The organism is Streptococcus sp. DAT741, from assembly GCF_009866825.1.
Lineage (GTDB): Bacteria > Bacillota > Bacilli > Lactobacillales > Streptococcaceae > Streptococcus > Streptococcus ruminantium.
Genome location: NZ_CP019557.1, coordinates 1,128,390 through 1,148,110 on the forward strand (window position 1 = coordinate 1,128,390; position 19,721 = coordinate 1,148,110).

Consider the following 19,721-nt stretch of genomic DNA (forward strand, 5'->3'; position numbering starts at 1 on the left):
CAGTCGCTTGATCTCACAATTACCTTTAGTAATCCCCACCAGGAACACTATAATATTCTTCTAAAGTCAATCCTGAATTATAAATGTCTGTCGCTTCTTCACCGATATAGCGAACATGCCAAGATTCTGCCATATAGCCTGTAATGTGTTCTTTCCCAGGAAGATAACGAACAACAAAACCGTAGTTATGTGCATTGGTAGCTAACCACTGGGATGCTTTCGGTTCTTCCAGCAAATTGCCACTAGTATCTAGTAAATCAAATGCCAATCCTGTTTGATGTTCGCTGTAACCGGGTCTTGCAGAATAGGTATCTGCGGCAGCTTGGCCTTCTTGATTGACATACGACTGATAGACACTAGCTTGGTGTGCATATGAACGAAATCCACTATAGCTATTAGAAATACCGAATCCCAATGCCTGCATATCCGCCATCAATCGCCGAAATGCTGCAGCAGCTGTTGGATTTTCACCTGGTGCATAATCAGCCGCAAGTGGGTGCTTTTTATTAGCAATAATGACTTCTCCGTATTTTCCTTGAACGCTATAATAGGAACCATTAAAATGCGCTTTAGTCACTGTACCAGTATTTGTAGTTGTTTCTTCTCGGCTCTTCTCAGTCGTTGTAGAATCACTAGTAGATTGCTCTGTGGTCGTTGTCGAGTTAGTAGTTGAAACAACCGCTGAAGAGCTACTATTTGTGGAGGAGCTACCAGTAGTTGTCTGGCTTGCTTTTTGATTGCAGGCAGCCAATAATAGTACCATCGGAATCATCAATATAAAGCTACGTTTCATTTCTATAAACACCCCATTCTCCTTCATATCTATGTCTATTGTATCACAATCCAACAAAATAATCAGAATTTCCCTTAGTCTCCACTTCCTTTACATAAGGTTATTATAATAACTCTAAGAGTTCTTGATAACTATGGATAATATAAGTCGGGACAGCCTTACTTTCGTTCATTAGTCTGGTTGGATTGTACCAAACTGTATCAATACCTGCATTATTTCCTCCTTGAACATCTGCAGTTAAGCTATCTCCTATCATCAAAGCTTTGTCAGGACGAAAATCGGGTATCTGCTCTGCTATTTTTTCATAAAAAGCAGCCTCAGGTTTCTGTATCCCCATCTGCTCGGAAATAAAAACTTCTTTGAAATAAGAGCCAAGAGATGAGTGAAACAAACGATTTTTCTGAATATAGGTAACACCATTAGTAGCAGCATAAATATGATAACCACGCTCAGTAAGTTCTTGTAAAAGTGTGTCCGCTCCTGTAAAAATCTGCCCCTGCCGCCCAATGAACTCTTGATAACGAAGAGCCATTTCAGCCCCATCCACTTGATGTCCAAAGTGTGCAAAGACACGAGAAAAGCGAGTGTTAACCAACTCTTTCTTGGTAATGTTCCCCTTTTCCAAGTCCTTCCACATGGCCTGATTTATGGAACGATAAATATCTTTAAAGGTTTGAATATCATCTACAGCCATTGAAGTCAGAAACTCCGTTAGAGCCACTTCTTCTCCGCGGGTAAAATCAAGGAGTGTGTGGTCAAGATCGAAAAGTAGAAATTTGTAAGACAATTTAGGGATTTTCCTTTCTAGGGGGGGTGCAAATGGCTTTAAGGGGGTGCAAAATTACCCGACCCATTCTATAACTTCATTATACCACAAAACAAAAAAAGCGGTCACACCTACTAATGTATGACCGCTTCCCTTTTCTATGCTACAATATCTAATCCTGACTTAAATCTAATGAATATTATATGCTATTTACCAATACAAAAGGGCCCCTCCAGGATCACAAGGGGACGGTTTGAAGTGACCCCCTTGTGTTGTAACTATGGTTTTAGCTTCATATAATAATCCCTTTGCTCTGGATCTAGTTTTTCTATTGCCATCCGGAGGGTCACCCGGGGCATGGACTTCCCGTGTTGATCTAGAAATGCCAACAATTTCTCCCTGTCCTTCTTGCCTGCTTCTCTAATCCAGCTACCTACAGCCTTGTTGATGAGTTCATGTTCATCGTATAAGAGAATTTCAGCAATCTTAAAGGTATCCTCCACCTGTCCTTTCTTAATGAAGGCGTAGGTGCTGACAATTGCCGTTCTTCTCTCCCAGGGGTCATCAGATTCGGCAAGCTGATATAGGATTTTTCTATCCTTATCAATCAGATACTCTCCAATTATGTTATAGGATCCCCGATCTACAAAATCCCAATTGTTAAGTCGATCATGTCTTCTTAAATAGAGATCAAAGAGTTCTTTTTTCTTCTCGGGTGTAGTCTTCTTGTCCTTGGCTTGATAATCCATAATGCTTACTGCACCCATTCGGATTTCGTAGTATTTGCTTTCGAGAAGCTTTTCAATTTCTTCAATAGACATAGACTTATACTTTTTAGCGATTTTAAATACATCCCCAAATTTCACCCCAAAGGCTTGAGTCTCCTTGTCTTCTCCTTTGAAATACTTCTCGAGCTTCTTGAGCTCTTTTTCCGTCTTAAGCTCCTTTAGGGTATCGATAAAAGCCTCGGCTGTAAGCACTATATCTTGATTTTCTTGCTTCTTAACCATATCCTTTCTCTCCTTTTTTCATTTTTATTTTTATTTTTTACCCTCAGTTATAAGCTTTATTCAACTGTTCAATCTCAAGCTTCTTCATCTTTAAATCAATATCAATGACCCTTTTCACACGATCTTTGTCTTGGTCCTGAAGATATTCAAATAATACCTAAAGAAAAATTTTCCAACAGCACTTGTCTATCTGAAATAGTATACACTCGACATGATGTGTCTTTAGAGAATCAATGATACTATTTAACGATTTGACACTTTCTAACGATTAATTTTGAATAAATATTATAAGATGTACTACCATTACAAAAAAGTTTCCTATCATCCTTAAGAACAGCTAAAAAGCCTTGAAACCAAGCTATTTCAATGGATTTTAATCGTTTATTTGTATCATTTAACTTCTACAAATTTCGAAAAGTAGAAATTTGTAAGACAATTTAGGATTTTTCCTTTCTAAAAGCATGACATGTTCATTTTATCAAAAGTCAGGAAATACTATTGATCCTATTTACTCCTATTGCATAGTCTGGATAAAAATATTCTGAAACTGTAATCTGTCTAAAGAAACTAAAGAGTTCAGACTTGCTTTTTAGAGTTACCCTCTCAAAAACTATTCTTCCTTACTAATCGGCGCTAAACTTGCAAGAACTTTTTTAAGTCCCATTTCTGGGAAATTAATTTTCAATTCTTGATTGTTACCTGTGCCTAAAACTTCAAGGACTGTGCCAGGGCCCCATTTCTTATGGATAGCAATATCACCGACTGACCAGTTAATATCTGAATCTGATGTTGGATGATTGGAAGCAAAAGGCATGCTACCACCTAGCTTGGCAGACGGTTGTAGAGTCGCTTTTCGACTCTGCATGGCCTCCTGCAAACTCATCCCTTGTCCAAACTGAGAAGCTCTGCCATTGATATAGGATGCCTTAAAGCTAGTATTAGCTGGACGGGCTAGACCTTGATAGTCAAGGAGGTCACTGGAAATTTCACGGATAAAACGACTTGGTTGGTTGTAGTTGCTCCGCCCAAAGAGGAGACGAGAATTTGCATTCGTCAGGTAGAGTCGTTGCTCCGCCCGCGTAATACCAACATAGGCCAAACGGCGCTCCTCTTCCAGTTCTGCCTCTTCTTCTGCCGATCGGCTAAGAGGAAAGACATTTTCTTCCATACCAATCAAGAAGACAACCGGAAACTCTAAACCTTTGGCTGCATGAAGGGTCATGAGAGTAACCTCTGAAGATTCCGTATTGCCATCGTCTGTATCCGCAATTAAGGCTAAGTCATTAAGAAATCGACTGAGCTTTTCAAGACCTGTCTCTTCTTCCTCTAAACTTTTATCATCAAAATTTTTAGTTACAGATAGAAATTCCTGAATATTTTCAATACGAGCATTGGCTTCAAGCGTATTCTGAGTTGCAAGGAACTCTATATATCCTGTCTGATCCAGAACTGCTTCCACAACTTGGGTAACTGTTAAGGTATCCAATTGACTCCGAAGGTTATAAAGGAGATTGGCTAAGTTGTACACTGCTTGCGCTGCTTTACCCTTGATTGTTGACAGTAGAATATCTTGTGATGCTTCCAAAAGAGACTGCCCTCTGCTATTAGCAAAATCACGTATCTTGTCAACCGTTCCTGGTCCTACACCACGCTTAGGTTCATTAACAATGCGTGCATAAGAAATATTATCTGCTGGATTAGCAATGATGTTCAGATAGGAGATAACATCCCGAATCTCTTTACGACTGTAGAACTTAGTTCCACCAACCATGGTATAAGGAATGTTCGATTTAAGCAAGGCTTCTTCAATCGTACGAGACTGGGCGTTGGTGCGATAAAGAACAGCAAAATCTTTATAACTTTTACCTTCTCTGAACAATCTATCAATCTGACTGGCCACAAAAATGGCTTCATCATTCTCATCCTTTGCTCGATAATAGGTAATCAAATCCCCTTGTGGATTTTGGGTCCAGAGTTTCTTAGGACGACGGTTGCGATTATTTTCAATCACTTCATTCGCAGCCTGTAGAACCGTCTTGGTTGAACGATAATTCTCCTCCAAGAGAACCACCTTGCTTTCTGGATAGTCTTTCTCAAAATCAAGGATATTCTGCATATCTGCACCACGCCAACCATAGATAGATTGATCCGCATCACCGACCACACAAATATTTTTAAATCGTGAGGCTAAGAGCTTGACTAACTGATACTGGGCATGATTGGTATCTTGGTATTCGTCAACATGAATATATTGAAATTTTTGCTGATAATAGGTGAGAATCTCTGGATTTTGGTCAAATAGGCGAAGCGTTAACATAATGAGATCATCAAAGTCAACAGCCTCTGACTGGCGCAGTTCTTTCTGGTAGGCGGTGTAACACTTGGCAACAATCTGTGCATAGAGATCACCTGCCTGAGCAGCAAAAGCTTTATCATCAATCAGATCATTTTTAGCATTGGAAATAGTGGCTAGGATGGACCGCTCACTCCATTTTTTAGGATCCAGATTGAGGTTCTTCAAAATACGCTTCATGAGACTACGTTGCTCACCAGGATCTACAATCGTAAAATTGCGATTATAGCCAATATGGTCGGCATCTCGTCGCAAAATCCGAACACACATGGAGTGGAAAGTTGCGATCAAACTGTCCTGAGTAGCTGGATTGAGGGCATAAGCACGCTCTTTCATCTCACGTGCGGCCTTGTTTGTAAAGGTAATGGCAAGGATATTCCAAGGATTTATCATCTTCTCATCAATCAAGTAAGCAATCCGGTGTGTCAGCACTCTAGTCTTACCTGAGCCTGCCCCTGCCATAATCAAAAGCGGTCCTTCCGTTATCTGTACCGCTTCCGCTTGTCTGTCATTCATTCCTTTTAATAATGGATTCATATAAGATACATGGGGCTATGAAACAACCAAAAAATGACTGTTTCAGGTTTGAAATAAGGAAAGCTAAACTCTCCTTAGTATTCGCCCGTGTTCAGTTCGTTAAACCAAACACTCCTTTCTTTTCATCATACCTCCCATTATACCAAATTTCACCCAATCTTGCTTCCAGAGACGATAAAAGACCGAGATTTCGCTCGGTCTTAGCTTTGTTATTCCTACCCTAATTTTGCATTTCTAGCATAGGGATGAGGTTCTTTTATTCTTTTGCTGAAAGTGCAGCCATGGTGATGTAGTTATATGGCTTGTTGAAATGTGGCAAGAAGAGAATATCAAGAAGAGCTAATTTCTCAATCGTTACGCGCTCTTGGATTGCCAATGAGAACATGTGCATACCCATAGAAATATCTTCTTTAGAAGCCATTTGAGCACCTAGAATAACACGAGTATCTTTATCATAAACGATACGGATTTTCACTTCATGGTTGTCATGCTCTATGAACTCTGGTTTTTGCAAGTCTGAGAAGTCAGTTGCTACAGCATTGTAACCGAAACGTTTTGCTTTCTCTAGGGTCAAACCAGTTGAGACCATCTTAAGGTCGTAGATAGAGATACCGTTAGAACCTTGTACACCAGCAGTTTCAAGCTCAGTACCACATGCATTGTGAGCTGCAACGATGGCTGTACGAACAGCATTAGTAGCTAAAGCAATGTAGTTTGTATCTTGAAGAGCGTTATCATAGACAGTTGCACAGTCACCGATAGCATATACATCAGGAATGCTTGTTTCGCCTTTTTTGTTTACAAGGAAGGCACCATTGCGGAAGAGTTCAATCTTACCAGCACCAAGTTCAGTGTTTGGACGGAAACCTACAGCCAAGATGACCATGTCAACGTCAAAGGTTTCCTTATCTGTCACAAGACGCTCAACTTTACCATTACCTTCAACCGCCTGTACAGTTTGACCAAATGCCAACTTGATCCCATGCTCTTCCAAGTTTTTGTTCATCAAATCTGTAAACTCTGGATCGTAGTAACCACCGAGGGATGATTGAGCAATATCCACCAAGATGACTTCTTTATCAAGACGCTCAAACGCTTCGGCAAGCTCAACACCGATATAACCAGCACCAACAACTGCAACACGTTTGATGTCTGGGTTATTGAGTTTCTCAATCACTTCTGCTGAGTTTTGGTACAATTTAACGAATTGGAGATTTTCAAGAGTTGCCTTAAATTCGCGTGAACCCTCTTGGATTTCTGCCCCCTTGATTGGTGGCAAGATCGGCTGTGAACCAGTCGCTAAAATCAACTTATCATAGCTTTCAACATGCTTCTCACCGTTAACGATAGCTGTTACTTCTTTTTTATCATAATCAATAGACTCAACTGGTGACTCCATGTAAACTTTTGCACCAGCTGCCTCCAATTTTTCTTTGTCTGAATAGAAAAGACCTTCTGGACCAGAAATTTGCTTACCAATCCACAATGCCATACCACATCCCAAGAATGAGATGTTGTTGTTTTGGTCGAAAACGACAACTTCGTTTTCTGCACCATAATTGTTCAGGATCGTATTGATTGCTGAAGTACCGGCGTGGTTTGCACCGACAACAACGATTTTAGCCATAATGTAAAATCTCACTTTCAAAAATAAATTTTTTCCAGTTTATATTATACAACAGGCTTGGTACCGATTTCAAAAAATATGCTCAAAATATCACATTTTTTTATAAAAAACTTTTGATGGCCTAACAGTGCTATAATAAAGGGTATTCACAAAACAAAAAAACCTAGATTTCTCTAGGTTATAGCTTAGCGTACTTGCTCGAAACGCAGATGAACAATCATCTTATCAGCGTAGCCATTGCGTTCCAAATCACGTTGCAAACGGTATGAAATATAGTGCTCAGCAATCGTAATATAACCAGCATCCAAAAGGCGATGCTCCACCTGCGACTGAACCATACTAATCGTTGGGCGCTCTGTATGAGCTTCTTCCAAGTCAAGCACTACCTTTTTCGTTACCTGAGCAAGATTTTTCCGCCAAGTCTCATCAATGACATAAACAGTCTGTGCTGCCTTTAGAATGGCTTGGTAGATTTTATCCGGGTCAAATTCAACAATCTCTCCACTACGTTTAATGACTTGCATAAAAGCTCCTTTCTGGTTTTCAGTAAACCCTTTCATACTTCTATTATCTAGGTTTTTCACGGTTTTGTCAAGTTTCTTTTTCCATTCTATGGTATAATATCACTATTAACTTAAAAGAAAAAGGAGAAGCCAATGTCAAATGCAATGCCAAAGCGTCATGAAATAGACGTCCAGCTCACTTGGGATACCCATCTAATTTTCCCAGATAATCAAGCTTACAAGGATGCACTCGTATCCTACAAGACACAAACTGAACATTTTGAAAGAACCTATAAAGGAAATTTAACAAGTCTTGAAACAATCGTAGCGGCTCTCAAGGACTATGAAGGCCTCTCAATCCTCGTAAGCAAATTGTCTCACTATGCTTTTCTTCCGCTTGAAGTGGATAAGATGAATACTGAACTTGCTAGTTTATCTAATGATTTTGATTTAACACTCGCCTATACTACTCCTAAATTGTCCTTCCTTGAAACAGAATTAGGCTTGCTTGATCAAGAAGTTTTAGAAGATGTTATTACGAATCAACCGCAATGGAAAGCCTATATTGAAAATATTATCCGTCAGAAACCACATCAGCTTCACCCGCTACAAGAAGAACTTTTGGCCAACTTTGCTCCAACTCTCACCCAACCATATAACAACTATGGCGTAACCAAGTTTGAAGATATGACCTTTGATAGTTTCGAGGCTAACGGTGAAACATTGGGAAACAGCTATGTTTTATTTGAGAATGACTACGAAATTAGCCACGATACGGAAGTCCGTCGTCGTTCTGCTGCTGGTTTCTATTCTACCTTGAAAAAGTACAAAAATACCACTGCTGCAACTTACTTATCTCATATCAAAAACGAGCAAATTGAAGCTCGCCTGCGTGGATTTGATAATACGATTGACTTCCTTTTGCATCGTCAAAATGTGTCACGGGATTTGTTTGACCGCCAGATTGACATCATCATGAAAGAATTGGCTCCTCATATGCGCCGCTATGTGAAATTAGTTGCTAAGGCGCATGGTTTAGATAAAATTACCCATGCCGACTTGAAAATCAGTCTTCCATCTAAATTCAACCAGCGGATTACTCCAGAAGAGTCAAAACAATTTTTGATTGACTGTCTAGGTATCCTCGGTGAAGACTATGTTAAGATGATTGAACAATCATTTGATGAGCGCTGGATTGACTTTGCTCAAAATGAAGGCAAAGCGACAGGTGGTTTCTGCGCCACTCTTTACGATGGACCATCTTATATCTTGCTTTCATGGACTGGCTTGATGAATGAAGTTCTGGTACTAGCTCATGAATTGGGGCATGCGGGTCATTTCCAATTGGCTAAAAAACAAAGTGTTCTTAGCTACGAACCATCACTTTATTTCATTGAGGCACCATCTACTGCCAACGAAGTCTTGACATGTAATACTCTTCTGAAAAATAACCAAGATCCGAACTTCCAGGCATACTTGATTAGCGAATTGATTAGTCGCACTTACTTCCACAATATGGTTACCCATCTGCTTGAAGCAGCCTTCCAACGTGAAGTTTATACTCGTTTGGATAATGATGAATACCTCAATGGTGACATCCTCTGCCAAATCAAATTGGATATCATCAAAGAATTCTGGGGCGAAGACTTTGAAATCGGTGATGATGCTGGTCTTATTTGGATGCGCCAGCCACACTACTACATTGGTCTTTACCCATACACTTACTCAGCAGGTTTAACAATTGGTACTGCTATGGCAAAACAACTGGAAAAAAATCCAGAAGAAGTCGTTGAGAAATGGCTTGAGACCCTTTCACTCGGAGCCAGTCTTTCAGCTCAAGACTTAGCAAAACATGCGGGTGTTGATGTTTCGACCGACAAACCACTAAAAGATACTATCACCTATGTTGGCTCTTTGGTAGATAAATTAGAATGTTTAGTATAAATGGAACAGGATATCCTGTATTTCAGATTGAAGACAAAGTCCATTTTGGACGAGTTCTTCAATCTTTTTCTTTGCAGCCAACAGCAAAAAAACTCCCAGAAACGTCGAAATAATAGCGTTTCTAAGAGTTGAAAGATGAACAACATTATCGTAGGTTTTCAAAAGTTATTACATTTTAAGGGTTTGTCTACGCGCTGAGCAGTTTTTCCTGCTCTTTATTTGTTAATAATCGGGTCTTACAACTCCAGTCACAGTCGCTTTTGTTGCTTCATAATCTCCATCAACCACAACCTTAATAATACGTTTGGCATCTTCTTCTGGACATGGAACCAAGGGCAGGCGAAGCGGACCAACTTCAAAGCCCATATAATTGAGAACCGCCTTAACTGGCGCAGGACTGGGATAAGAAAAGAGGGCATTAACTTTAGGAATGAACTTACGTTGAATGGCCGCTGCGGTTTTGATGTCCTGTTGCTCGATAGCCACAAACATGCGATGCATCTCATCTCCATTAGTATGAGATGCCACAGAAATAACACCATCTGCCCCAAGATTCATTGCATGAAAGGCGTCTCCATCTTCACCTGTATAAATTAAGAAATCTTCTGGTTTATGCTCAATTAAATAAGCCATATTGGCCAGACTGGTACACTCTTTGACCCCGATAATATTTGGATGCTCGGCTAAGCGAAGCATGGTTTCAGGAGTCATCTCTACTACAACACGACCCGGAATATTGTAGATGATAATCGGCAAATCCGATGCATCAGCGATGGCCTTAAAATGCTGGTACATCCCTTCTTGTGATGGTTTATTGTAGTAGGGAACAATAGCAAGACCAGCAGCAAAACCACCAAAAGCTGCAACTTCTTTGGCAAATTCGATGGAATCACGTGTATCATTGGTTCCAATTCCAGCAATCAATGGCACGCGCCCCTTAACAATTTTTTGTACAGCAGCGAATAATTCTAATTCTTCCTCATGAGTCAAAGTGGGACTTTCAGCAGTTGTTCCGGCTAGTAGGATAGCCTCTGTATGGTGATCTAAGAGGTATTCAATCAGTTCGGGCAGAACCTCGTAATGGATAGAACCATCTTCTTTGAAGGGGGTAATCATAGCTGTGATGATTTTTACATTGCGTAATTCTTGGATGGACATCGGTTTCCTCCCTTTTTTATTGCCCCAAAAGACTATTAAGAGCCCTTTTTATGTTCATTTAATATGCCAGACTTATTGCAATTCAAACTTTAATTCCATGGTTGGACGGACAAGACCACGTTCATGGAGGGTTTCAGCAATCTGTACAGAATTCCAAGCAGCACCTTTGAGTAAATTATCTGAAACGACCCACATGTGGATCCCATTTTCCTTATCCAAATCTTTACGAATACGACCAACAAATGTATCACGACTACCGACCGCATTGATGGCTTGTGGATAGATTTGATTAGCTACATCATCCTCCAAAACCGCACCTGGAAAGGCCGCAATAGCAGCTTTTACTTCATCAATCGGTGCCACTTCCTTGGTTTCAATGTAGACAGACTCAGAGTGAGCTGACAAGACCGGAATACGGACACAGGTCGCAGAAACAGCAATGCTATCATCTTCCATGATTTTCTTAGTTTCTTTTGTCATCTTCATCTCTTCGTAGGTGTAGTCATTATCTGTAAAGAGGTCAATTTGTGGCAGAGCATTAAACCCGATTGGATAATGCTTCTTATCTCCACCTGAAGGTAAAATATTGGCTTCAACCGCTTTTGGTTCAACACCGTCATTCAAGATGGAACGAAGCTGATGTTGGGTTTCTAAAATAGCTCCCATACCTGCACCAGAAACTGCCTGATAGGTCGATACGATAATCCGCTCCAGTCCCCACCTCTGGCGAACTGGTTCCAAAGCTACCATCATCTGGATGGTTGAACAATTTGGACAAGCAATGATACCATTATGCCCCTCAAGTGCATGAGCATTGACCTCTGGAACAACCAGAGGAACATCTGGATTTTGACGGAAATATGAGGTATTATCCACAACAACTGCTCCCGCTTTGACTGCATAGGGAGCATACTTAGCAGATGTAGATCCCCCCGCTGAAAAGAGAGCAATATCAACACCTTCAAAAGCTGTTTCCTTTGTTTCTTCAATGACAATATCCTGACCTTTGAACTGTAAAGTCTTGCCCGCAGAACGTGCAGAAGCCAAGAAACGAACTTGTTTAATCGGAAGTATTGATTCTTCCAACATTTTAATCATCTGAGCGCCAACTGCACCAGTCGCACCAACGACAGCCACTACATAGGCCATAGTTACCTCCTTAAAAACAGCGTTGTGAAATCCCATGATAGGTCAGTACCTTCGTCTTACTCAAGACAAACACAAATAGTCTTGTCATATAAACTAGGTCCAGTTTACTTCCAGTCTCTTATACTCTATCACCAGACTATTAGAGCAAATCAGAAAGGTATTTCATCTAACTGAATCATTCTTCAAAATTTTCTAACTATTTATACCTACTAAGTATATCACAATTTTGCTAAATGAACAGTCCTAAAAAAGTATTTTCTCAAGTACAATCATTTTTTATGAATGAACATGGAATTGATTTTCACTGAACATTAAATAATAAAAAGAGGCATTGAAGACATTACTCCTAAAACTAAGATGAGCTTGGGACAAAAAGATTTTCAATTTTGAAAATCTCAATTATCAAGTCCTTTAGATCTATAATTGAACAAAAAAAAGGCGAACAAACCAAGATTCTGATTGTCAGAAAACTGATTTTGTTCGCTTTTTATATATGAAATTGGACTATTGTCCCAACCTCATGCTTAATGATTTATCTACCTCACAAAACCGGAAAAATACTATCGAAATATAGAGATAACCCCTTATTATTTTCCTTTTCGGCGATGCGAAACGGCTACGACTGTTCCTAGCAATGCCAATCCTACCAAGGAAAGTACGGAGATAGTCTCTCCTGTTTTAGGTAAAATTGCGGCTGTTTTAGGCAATTCTTTAGCTGCGCTAGCTACAGGTACACTTAAAACGCTATTTTGTGCTACTGCCAGAGATGATTCTTGTTCATCATTGATTGCTTTTGAAGTGCTATTGGTCTGCTCAATATTTTGTGCGGTTGCCTGATAGATAACAGCATAATCACTGAAACTTTTCGCAGTAAATTCGACAAAACGACCAGATTGTCCCAAATCCTGAACAGTGAAATCAAGGGAATGAACTTGTCCTGATTGTGGCAAATAGAGTACTTGAGCGACTGCTTTATCGGTAGCAACCGGTAGAGATACTCTAGCAGTATAAGCCATCTTCACCACTTTTCCTCTGCTATCAATGAGATCAATATCATACATTTTATAATCTTTACCTGCTAAAACAGATTGGGTCGGCAAAGAAGAGAGTGATTTTGGAGTAACACGTAGAGCAACAATTTCAGATGATTCTTTCTCTGACAATACTACTCTAACACCAGTTGGTACATCAACCAATTCACGCTTAGTAGAACTAGTACTACCATCCTCATTTTTCAATGTTGGTGTATTATCCTTCTTGGTCTCTGAATTTGGAACTTCAGGATCTGGTTTATCTGCATCTTTTTCTGGTGTTACATCTGATGGCTTATCAGGAGTAGATGGACTGCTACCTGAATCTGGTTTACCGTCTTCTTTCTCTGGTGTTGCATCTGATGGTTTATCAGGAGTAGATGGACTGCTACCTGAATCTGGTTTACCGTCTTCTTTTTCTGGTGTTACATCTGATGGCTTATCAGGAGTAGATGGACTGCTACCTGAATCTGGTTTACCGTCTTCTTTCTCTGGTGTTGCATCTGATGGTTTATCAGGAGTAGATGGACTGCTACCTGAATCTGACTTATCGTCTTCTTTTTCTGGTGTTGTATCTGATGGTTTATCAGGAGTAGATGGACTGCTACCTGAATCTGGCTTATCTACTTCTTTTTCTGGTGTTACATCTGATGGTTTATCAGGAGTAGATGGACTGCTACCTGAATCTGGCTTATCTACTTCTTTCTCTGGTGTTACATCTGATGGTTTATCAGGAGTAGATGGACTGCTACCTGAATCTGGCTTATCGTCTTCTTTCTCTGGTGTTGTATCTGATGGCTTATCAGGAGTAGATGGACTGCTACCTGAATCTGGCTTATCTACTTCTTTTTCTGGTGTTACATCCGATGGCTTATCAGGAGTAGATGGACTGCTACCTGAATCTGGCTTATCGTCTTGTTTTTCTGGTGTTACATCTGATGGTTTATCAGGAGTAGATGGACTGCTACCTGAATCTGGCTTATCTACTTCTTTTTCTGGTGTTACATCCGATGGCTTATCAGGAGTAGATGGACTGCTACCTGAATCTGGCTTGTCTACTTCTTTTTCTGGTGTTACATCCGATGGCTTATCAGGAGTAGATGGACTGCTACCTGAATCTGGCTTATCGTCTTCTTTCTCTGGTGTTACATCTGATGGTTTATCAGGAGTAGATGGAGTGTTATCAGAATCTGGCTTAGTCGGTGGTTCCTCTTGTTTAGGCTCATCTTTTTCCATTGGCTCTTGAGTCTCTACCTTAGTATAAACCACTTGGAAAACTGCTGGGGTAGCAGAGAAATAACCTGCCATACCGGCCATAGCTTCTGTCAGATTTGCTTTACCATTAACAGTATAAGTATAGCCTTCTCGTGCCAAATCAGTATCTGATACCGTAAAGCGAATTGCTTCTCCTTCTAAACCAATAGCTTGGTAAGTTCCACTAGCCTCACTAGCTGATTTCGGTAGTTTTTCCAATGGATCATTCTCAGACACAAGCTTGGCTGTCATTTCTTTAGCATAAGTAACCTTGACCTCTTGACGGGCTGATTCCAATCCCAGCACACTACTTGTGACCTTCTCTTTATCTCCAGCCTTTTCTGGACTGATAGACTGAACCTTATGACCTGTTACTTCAGGATAAGAGACATCATCGGTCCTTTCCCATACTTGACTGAGCCACTTCTTCTTATCTGTTGTATAGTTTGATGGAACCTCAACTCCCTCTGGTACCTCTTCAAGCAAGCCAAGCTGCGTTCTTTTTACCCATTTGACAGTATCAGAATCAACAGGTTTACCATCATCACCGATAGTCACATCAGAAAGATTGAGGTTTACTTCAATTGGTCGTCCATCCTTAGACGTAGCAACATAAACATACTTCACTGTTGGTAATGTTTTTGATACCTTATTAACAATATTTGAAGCATGGCCTAAGTCGGTTGGTGCAACTGGAATTTGGGAGTTTTCAAAACCAAATTTCAAGTCTGGAGCTGGTTCTTCAACAGTTAAGAAGGTCACTGCTTGTCTATGTGGATCCGATACCTGATTCCCCTGACGGTCAACATAACTTATCACACGTTCTACAGTTTTTAGCTCTGTTGCTTTAGCAGGAGCAGGAATAAAGAGAACCGTTGCAGACAGTGGATCAACTGTTAGCTCTTTTTGACCAACTTTTTGACCAATCTTGTCATAGAGACTCTTGGAATTCGAAGTCACGATAAAAGCATTGCTGAAATCATTAGTGCTATTGATGCGCCCTCGATTTCCTTCCATATTTTTAAATTCATTAAGTTTCTCATTACCTCCATAATACCACTGGTTACCACCAAGCGTCAGTGAAGATTTACTATCGCCATTATTGTTATTGAAAATAACGAGATACTTACCATTTTTGTTTTCACCTTTACCATCGAGACGGAGTTCATAAGTGATGACACCTGAACTACCTTGGGCATTTGTAACAACCATCTTCTCGTTAATATCATTATAGTCAGATAGTTGGAAGAGCGGTTCTGCCAATCGTAATTGGGTAATTGCTTTGGAGAAATTCACTGCATCTGCATGAGTTTTCACCAAATTCCAATCAATTTTATTGTATTCATCACCGCTGTTATAAGTATTAACGGAATTATTTTTTGTTCTCAAAAATTCTTGTCCATGTTGCGAGAAATGAATCCCTTGCGCTAAGGCACTCATGGCTGTCGCCAACTCAACACGATTCAGGTGAATCTTTGGATCACGTGTGTCAATGACATTGTAACGTTTCAAGAGGTCACTTAGAGTCATACCATCATGGCATTCCACATAGTTTAGTTGTTGAGAAGCGTTTGCATATTTCTTACGATCACCACCTAACAGACTGTCCGCTACCTGTGTTGCATTAGCAATGTTAGGATTGTTTTCTCCCTCATTGACAAACCCTTTGGCATCTAGATGGTCATTGTGAGCATGTCCAACGATAGCATTGCGACTCGTTGCATCGAAGAAACCGTAAGTCGGGATTTTCTTACCTTGAACATCGCTACCTGCCTCGCCTTTCGGCAAGTAGGTTCCCATACTATCCCAACCTTCACCATAGGTCACTATATTAGGACCAACCTTATCTAGAGCCTTACGAACTTCATTCAGTGTCGTTACATCAAGATCGCTCATGGCATCGAAACGGAAACCGTCCATACCATATTCTGCTGCCCAGAAAGCAGTTGAATTGACGATATAGCGTCTCATCATTTCAGAATTAGAGCGCACCGCATTGCCCACAAAAATATCGTTATTCATCACATTGGCAGGTTGGTTGATGGCATAGTAATACCCAGGAACAGTCTGCTCAAAGACATTCTTTTGCCCATGATAAAGGTGGTTATAGACCACATCCAAGGTGACATTAAGCCCTGCATCATGAAGCTTTTGCATCATCTCTTTGAGTTCTTTGATACGGTTTTCTGGGTCGCTTGGATCTGTAGCATAAGATCCTTCTGGAACGTTGTAGTTCTTAGGGTCATAACCCCAGTTTTGTTGGTTATTATGAACACCATCTGGTTCTGCTTTTGATATAGTGGTATTTTCTGGATTGTCCTTATCTAACTCAGGAACAGTTTCAAAATCATTAAGAGGCATCATTTGGAGATAATTGGTGCCACGATATTTTAGATAGTCCAAACCAGTCATCGTGCCATCGTTCGGATTTTTAGTACCTGACTGAACAAAACCAAGATAGTTCCCACGATCTTTTTTGTCAACACCAGATGATTCGTCAATAGAAAAATCACGGACATTGACTTCTAAAACACTAATTTCTGAATTCGTCTTAGCACGTTTATTGTTTGTCACCTGAACTTTTGGACCAACCTTGCTTGGGTCAAGAATGACAGACCGTGTGCCCCCTTGAATAACTGCTACAGAATACGGATCTTGAGTGGTGACCTCACGGTGATTGTGTTCCTTAACGACTATAGTATTATCACCATTCCCTTTTCGCTCAATTACATCCCCAGCGTAGAAGGCTGCTACTTCTTCACGGGTAGCCTCGCCATTCTCATTCAAAACTTTACCACTGGCAGAATTTCGATAAATTTTAACTTTTTTATCTCCCTTTTGTTGCTCCTCTACTTGTATAAAGTGCGCATTTGGCAGACTAAGAGTATAATCATATGCTAATTTTTCAGCAGTATCTACGCCCAGCTCTCCCAACAGTGATTTATCAAGTTTATAGGTCCATACACCAACGGTATTTTGGGTATGGTCATCTGGATTAGCAACTGTCCCGCGGGTCATATTGACCGTTTTATCAGCATTCGCAGTAGGGGTTAGAGTCTTATAAAGATTGAGTTTAACTTCCTTGGCTGTCGGTGCCCAGAGATTGATAGTCGCTGTGCCATCATCGTTTAAGGTCGAACCAAGTCGTCCCAAACTACCAACTGTTTTGAACTTATCTGGCTCAGATGCATCTACAACCTTATCCTCATAGCCAAATTTTTTATCAAATTCAGGTGTTTGTATGTTGGAAATTTGTGAGTAAAAATTGTCTCCAACATAGATATTTGTTTCAGTGTAAGGATTGACCGTTGCAGTCATATCACCAGTCTTTTTATTGTCCCACCCCGTTCCTTTTTTAATGATATAGTTAAAGAAAGTCGCATCAGCCTTAGGTGTAACCGTTACCTTCCACTGATCACCATCTTTTGTCATTTTGTGATCCTGTCCAGCTTGCCCATTTTCCCAAATATGTGCATAATAATCATCACCATTATCCGTCGGCTTGTAGTAAATATGAACCGGCTTAGCTGTTGTCACATCAACCTCATGCCGCGCTTGATGCTGATCATCCTTGACTGTCACATCTTGAGCCTGGTCTAAAAATGATGAATTAGACTCTTCAGCAGATTCAACACTAGAAGAGACACTACTATCCTCTTCTATCTTTGGTGCAGGTGGCTGCTCTTCTCCAGAATCCGTACTCCGCAATTCTGTTGAAATTGGTGATTCAACAGGTGTCTCCAGTGCAAGCGCTTGCATTTCGCCGCATAAAAAAATAGCTGTCATAGCTCCAAGACCAAATACCCATCGCTTCCCTGATTTCCACATTCTAAAACCTTTGGCTTTTAGAACAAGTTTTGGTTTCTGTTGCATAACAAACTCCTTTTGTGTTATTTATTTATCTCTATTATGCAACCGTTTTCCTAAAATGTCAAGTGTTTTACTAAGATATATCAAACAAAAAGTACACAGGGTGTCGCCCACCTTATCTCCAAGATTTAATAGACTGAGGTATAGCATATCAAGAAGATACCTATCTAAGTATCTTACCACCTCAGTTTTAGCATATTTCAAGCAGCATTCCAGTAGTTTAAATACCCCTCAAATTTTTTACTATAGATGGAAAACAATAGTCTCAAAAACTTCACCTAAATAGATTATTAGATTGTTTGAATAGGTATCCACATCTTTAAACGGTAACACTCTAAAAATCATAGCAAATGAATTCATAATTTCAAACAGCAGAAAAACTCCTAGATAGCAATAAAAAATAGTTCATACCAACTATTAACCAAACTATAACCTGCAAAAAAGCCCACCTAAAGAGTGGGCGAGAGTACTATTTCCAGTAAAGATAACCTTTTAATTAAACGAAGGTCCTCCTAACTTTAGATGCGATAAGGTCAACACTTGATCGGGCATATAAGGCTGTTCCATCACACTTTCTAATGTTAACTGAACTACTGCAATTTCTCAGAGCAATTGATTATCTATCTAAAGAGCGAACATAGTAGTCAACAGCCAAAAGAGCTTCTGCTACATCCTCGGCTGAAATAGCAAATGGCATACCATGGATAGTTTCCCCTGCGATAGTCGCCTGTTGCCCTACCTTCAGCAAATCTTCATAGCTAGCGTCTGCTAAATGCAATCCTGCTAAGGTAGTCGGCAAATTCAAAGCTTGGTAGAATCGGATATATTTTTCCAATTCTGCTTTCGGACGATTTTCCAAGAAAAGTTGTGTCAGGGTACCGTAGGCAACTTTTTCACCATGTGTTAAATGATGTATGTCACCTTCTAAAGCTGTGAAGCCATTATGGATAGCATGTGCTGCTGCCAGACCTGCACTCTCAAAGCCCAAACCACTTAATAGCGTATTAGCTTCAACAATATTTTCTAAGGCAGTGGTGACAACTTTAGCTTCACAACTTGCCATAGCTTGTAGTCCATAATCAAAGAGCACCTTCTCACAGGTCTGTGCGATTGCAATGCCTGCAAGGGTTTGAGCACCACCAGCCATAGTAGAACCATTACTCTGCAAAATAGCACGTGCCTCCACCCAAGTTGCCAAACCATCGGCAATACCTGAAGCCAGTAAACGTGGTGGTGCTTGACAAATAATGGCTGTGTCTACCAGAACAAGATCTGGATTTTTCTTATAGAAAATATAGCGCTCAAATGCTCCTTCCTCAGAATAAATGACAGACAGAGCAGACGTTGGAGCATCTGTGGAAGCGATTGTTGGAGCAATGACTACAGGAACCGCTAGCAAATCAGCAATAGCTTTAGCAGAATCAATTGTCTTGCCACCACCCAGGCCGATTACTACATCACTCATCTCCTTTTTTCCAATTTCCACAACACGCTGGATTTCTTTGTCTGATGCTTCACCATTAAAAGCAACTCGACAAGCTTTCATGTCCTCTCCAGCTAGATAGGATAGAAATTTCTCTCCTACAATGCCATAAACCAAATCATCGCAAAGCACCAGGGGCTTATCCCCCAATTTTCCAATTGCTTCTGCACCTTGAAACAGGACATGTTTTCCCTGTATATAACGTGATGGACTTGCGAATACTTTCATAGGAATTCCTCCTTA

At 40.3% G+C, this 19,721-nt stretch carries 11 protein-coding genes; 1 reads left to right on the forward strand and 10 read right to left on the reverse strand.

Annotated features, from left to right (window positions below; genetic code table 11):
- Positions 1-25 precede the first annotated feature (25 nt).
- The 6 genes from ldcB to BZG42_RS05450 all read right to left on the reverse strand — a co-directional run bounded on the left by ldcB (position 26) and on the right by BZG42_RS05450 (position 7,610).
- Positions 26-799, reverse strand: a complete 774-nt coding sequence (ldcB, locus tag BZG42_RS05425) for an LD-carboxypeptidase LdcB/DacB (RefSeq protein ID WP_155996224.1) — start codon at positions 797-799, stop codon at positions 26-28.
- A 97-nt stretch (positions 800-896) separates the two neighbouring features.
- On the reverse strand, positions 897-1,580 hold the full coding sequence (locus BZG42_RS05430) for a YjjG family noncanonical pyrimidine nucleotidase (protein WP_155996217.1): 684 nt from the start codon (positions 1,578-1,580) through the stop codon (positions 897-899).
- Positions 1,581-1,837: 257 nt separating this feature from the next.
- Positions 1,838-2,569 (reverse strand): DNA alkylation repair protein, encoded by a 732-nt coding sequence (locus tag BZG42_RS05435; RefSeq protein WP_155996218.1) that lies wholly within the window; start codon positions 2,567-2,569, stop codon positions 1,838-1,840.
- Between the two features lie 610 nt (positions 2,570-3,179).
- Positions 3,180-5,459 (reverse strand): DNA helicase PcrA, encoded by a 2,280-nt coding sequence (gene pcrA, locus BZG42_RS05440; RefSeq protein WP_155974416.1) that lies wholly within the window; start codon positions 5,457-5,459, stop codon positions 3,180-3,182.
- Between the two features lie 256 nt (positions 5,460-5,715).
- Positions 5,716-7,086, reverse strand: coding sequence for a H2O-forming NADH oxidase (gene nox, locus BZG42_RS05445; RefSeq protein WP_120171764.1), 1,371 nt, complete (start codon positions 7,084-7,086; stop codon positions 5,716-5,718).
- 185 nt (positions 7,087-7,271) lie between these two features.
- Positions 7,272-7,610, reverse strand: a complete 339-nt coding sequence (locus tag BZG42_RS05450; protein WP_024532912.1) for an ATP cone domain-containing protein — start codon at positions 7,608-7,610, stop codon at positions 7,272-7,274.
- 132 nt (positions 7,611-7,742) lie between these two features.
- On the opposite strand from BZG42_RS05450, the gene pepF reads away from it, so the two are divergent.
- Positions 7,743-9,533, forward strand: coding sequence for an oligoendopeptidase F (gene pepF, locus BZG42_RS05455; protein ID WP_155965627.1), 1,791 nt, complete (start codon positions 7,743-7,745; stop codon positions 9,531-9,533).
- 222 nt (positions 9,534-9,755) lie between these two features.
- Here pepF and dapA read toward each other — a convergent pair whose 3' ends face one another.
- From dapA to BZG42_RS05475, 4 genes are all read right to left on the reverse strand, one after another.
- The gene (dapA, locus tag BZG42_RS05460; RefSeq protein ID WP_155965629.1) at positions 9,756-10,691 is read right to left on the reverse strand and encodes a 4-hydroxy-tetrahydrodipicolinate synthase; all 936 of its coding nucleotides are present in this window, start codon (positions 10,689-10,691) and stop codon (positions 9,756-9,758) included.
- A 72-nt stretch (positions 10,692-10,763) separates the two neighbouring features.
- Positions 10,764-11,840, reverse strand: a complete 1,077-nt coding sequence (locus BZG42_RS05465; RefSeq protein ID WP_155996219.1) for an aspartate-semialdehyde dehydrogenase — start codon at positions 11,838-11,840, stop codon at positions 10,764-10,766.
- Between the two features lie 587 nt (positions 11,841-12,427).
- The gene (locus tag BZG42_RS05470) at positions 12,428-17,998 is read right to left on the reverse strand and encodes a KxYKxGKxW signal peptide domain-containing protein (protein ID WP_159780144.1); all 5,571 of its coding nucleotides are present in this window, start codon (positions 17,996-17,998) and stop codon (positions 12,428-12,430) included.
- Positions 17,999-18,611: 613 nt separating this feature from the next.
- Complete coding sequence (locus BZG42_RS05475; RefSeq protein WP_155996220.1) at positions 18,612-19,706, reverse strand: glycerol dehydrogenase; 1,095 nt, start codon at positions 19,704-19,706, stop codon at positions 18,612-18,614.
- Positions 19,707-19,721 lie beyond the last annotated feature (15 nt).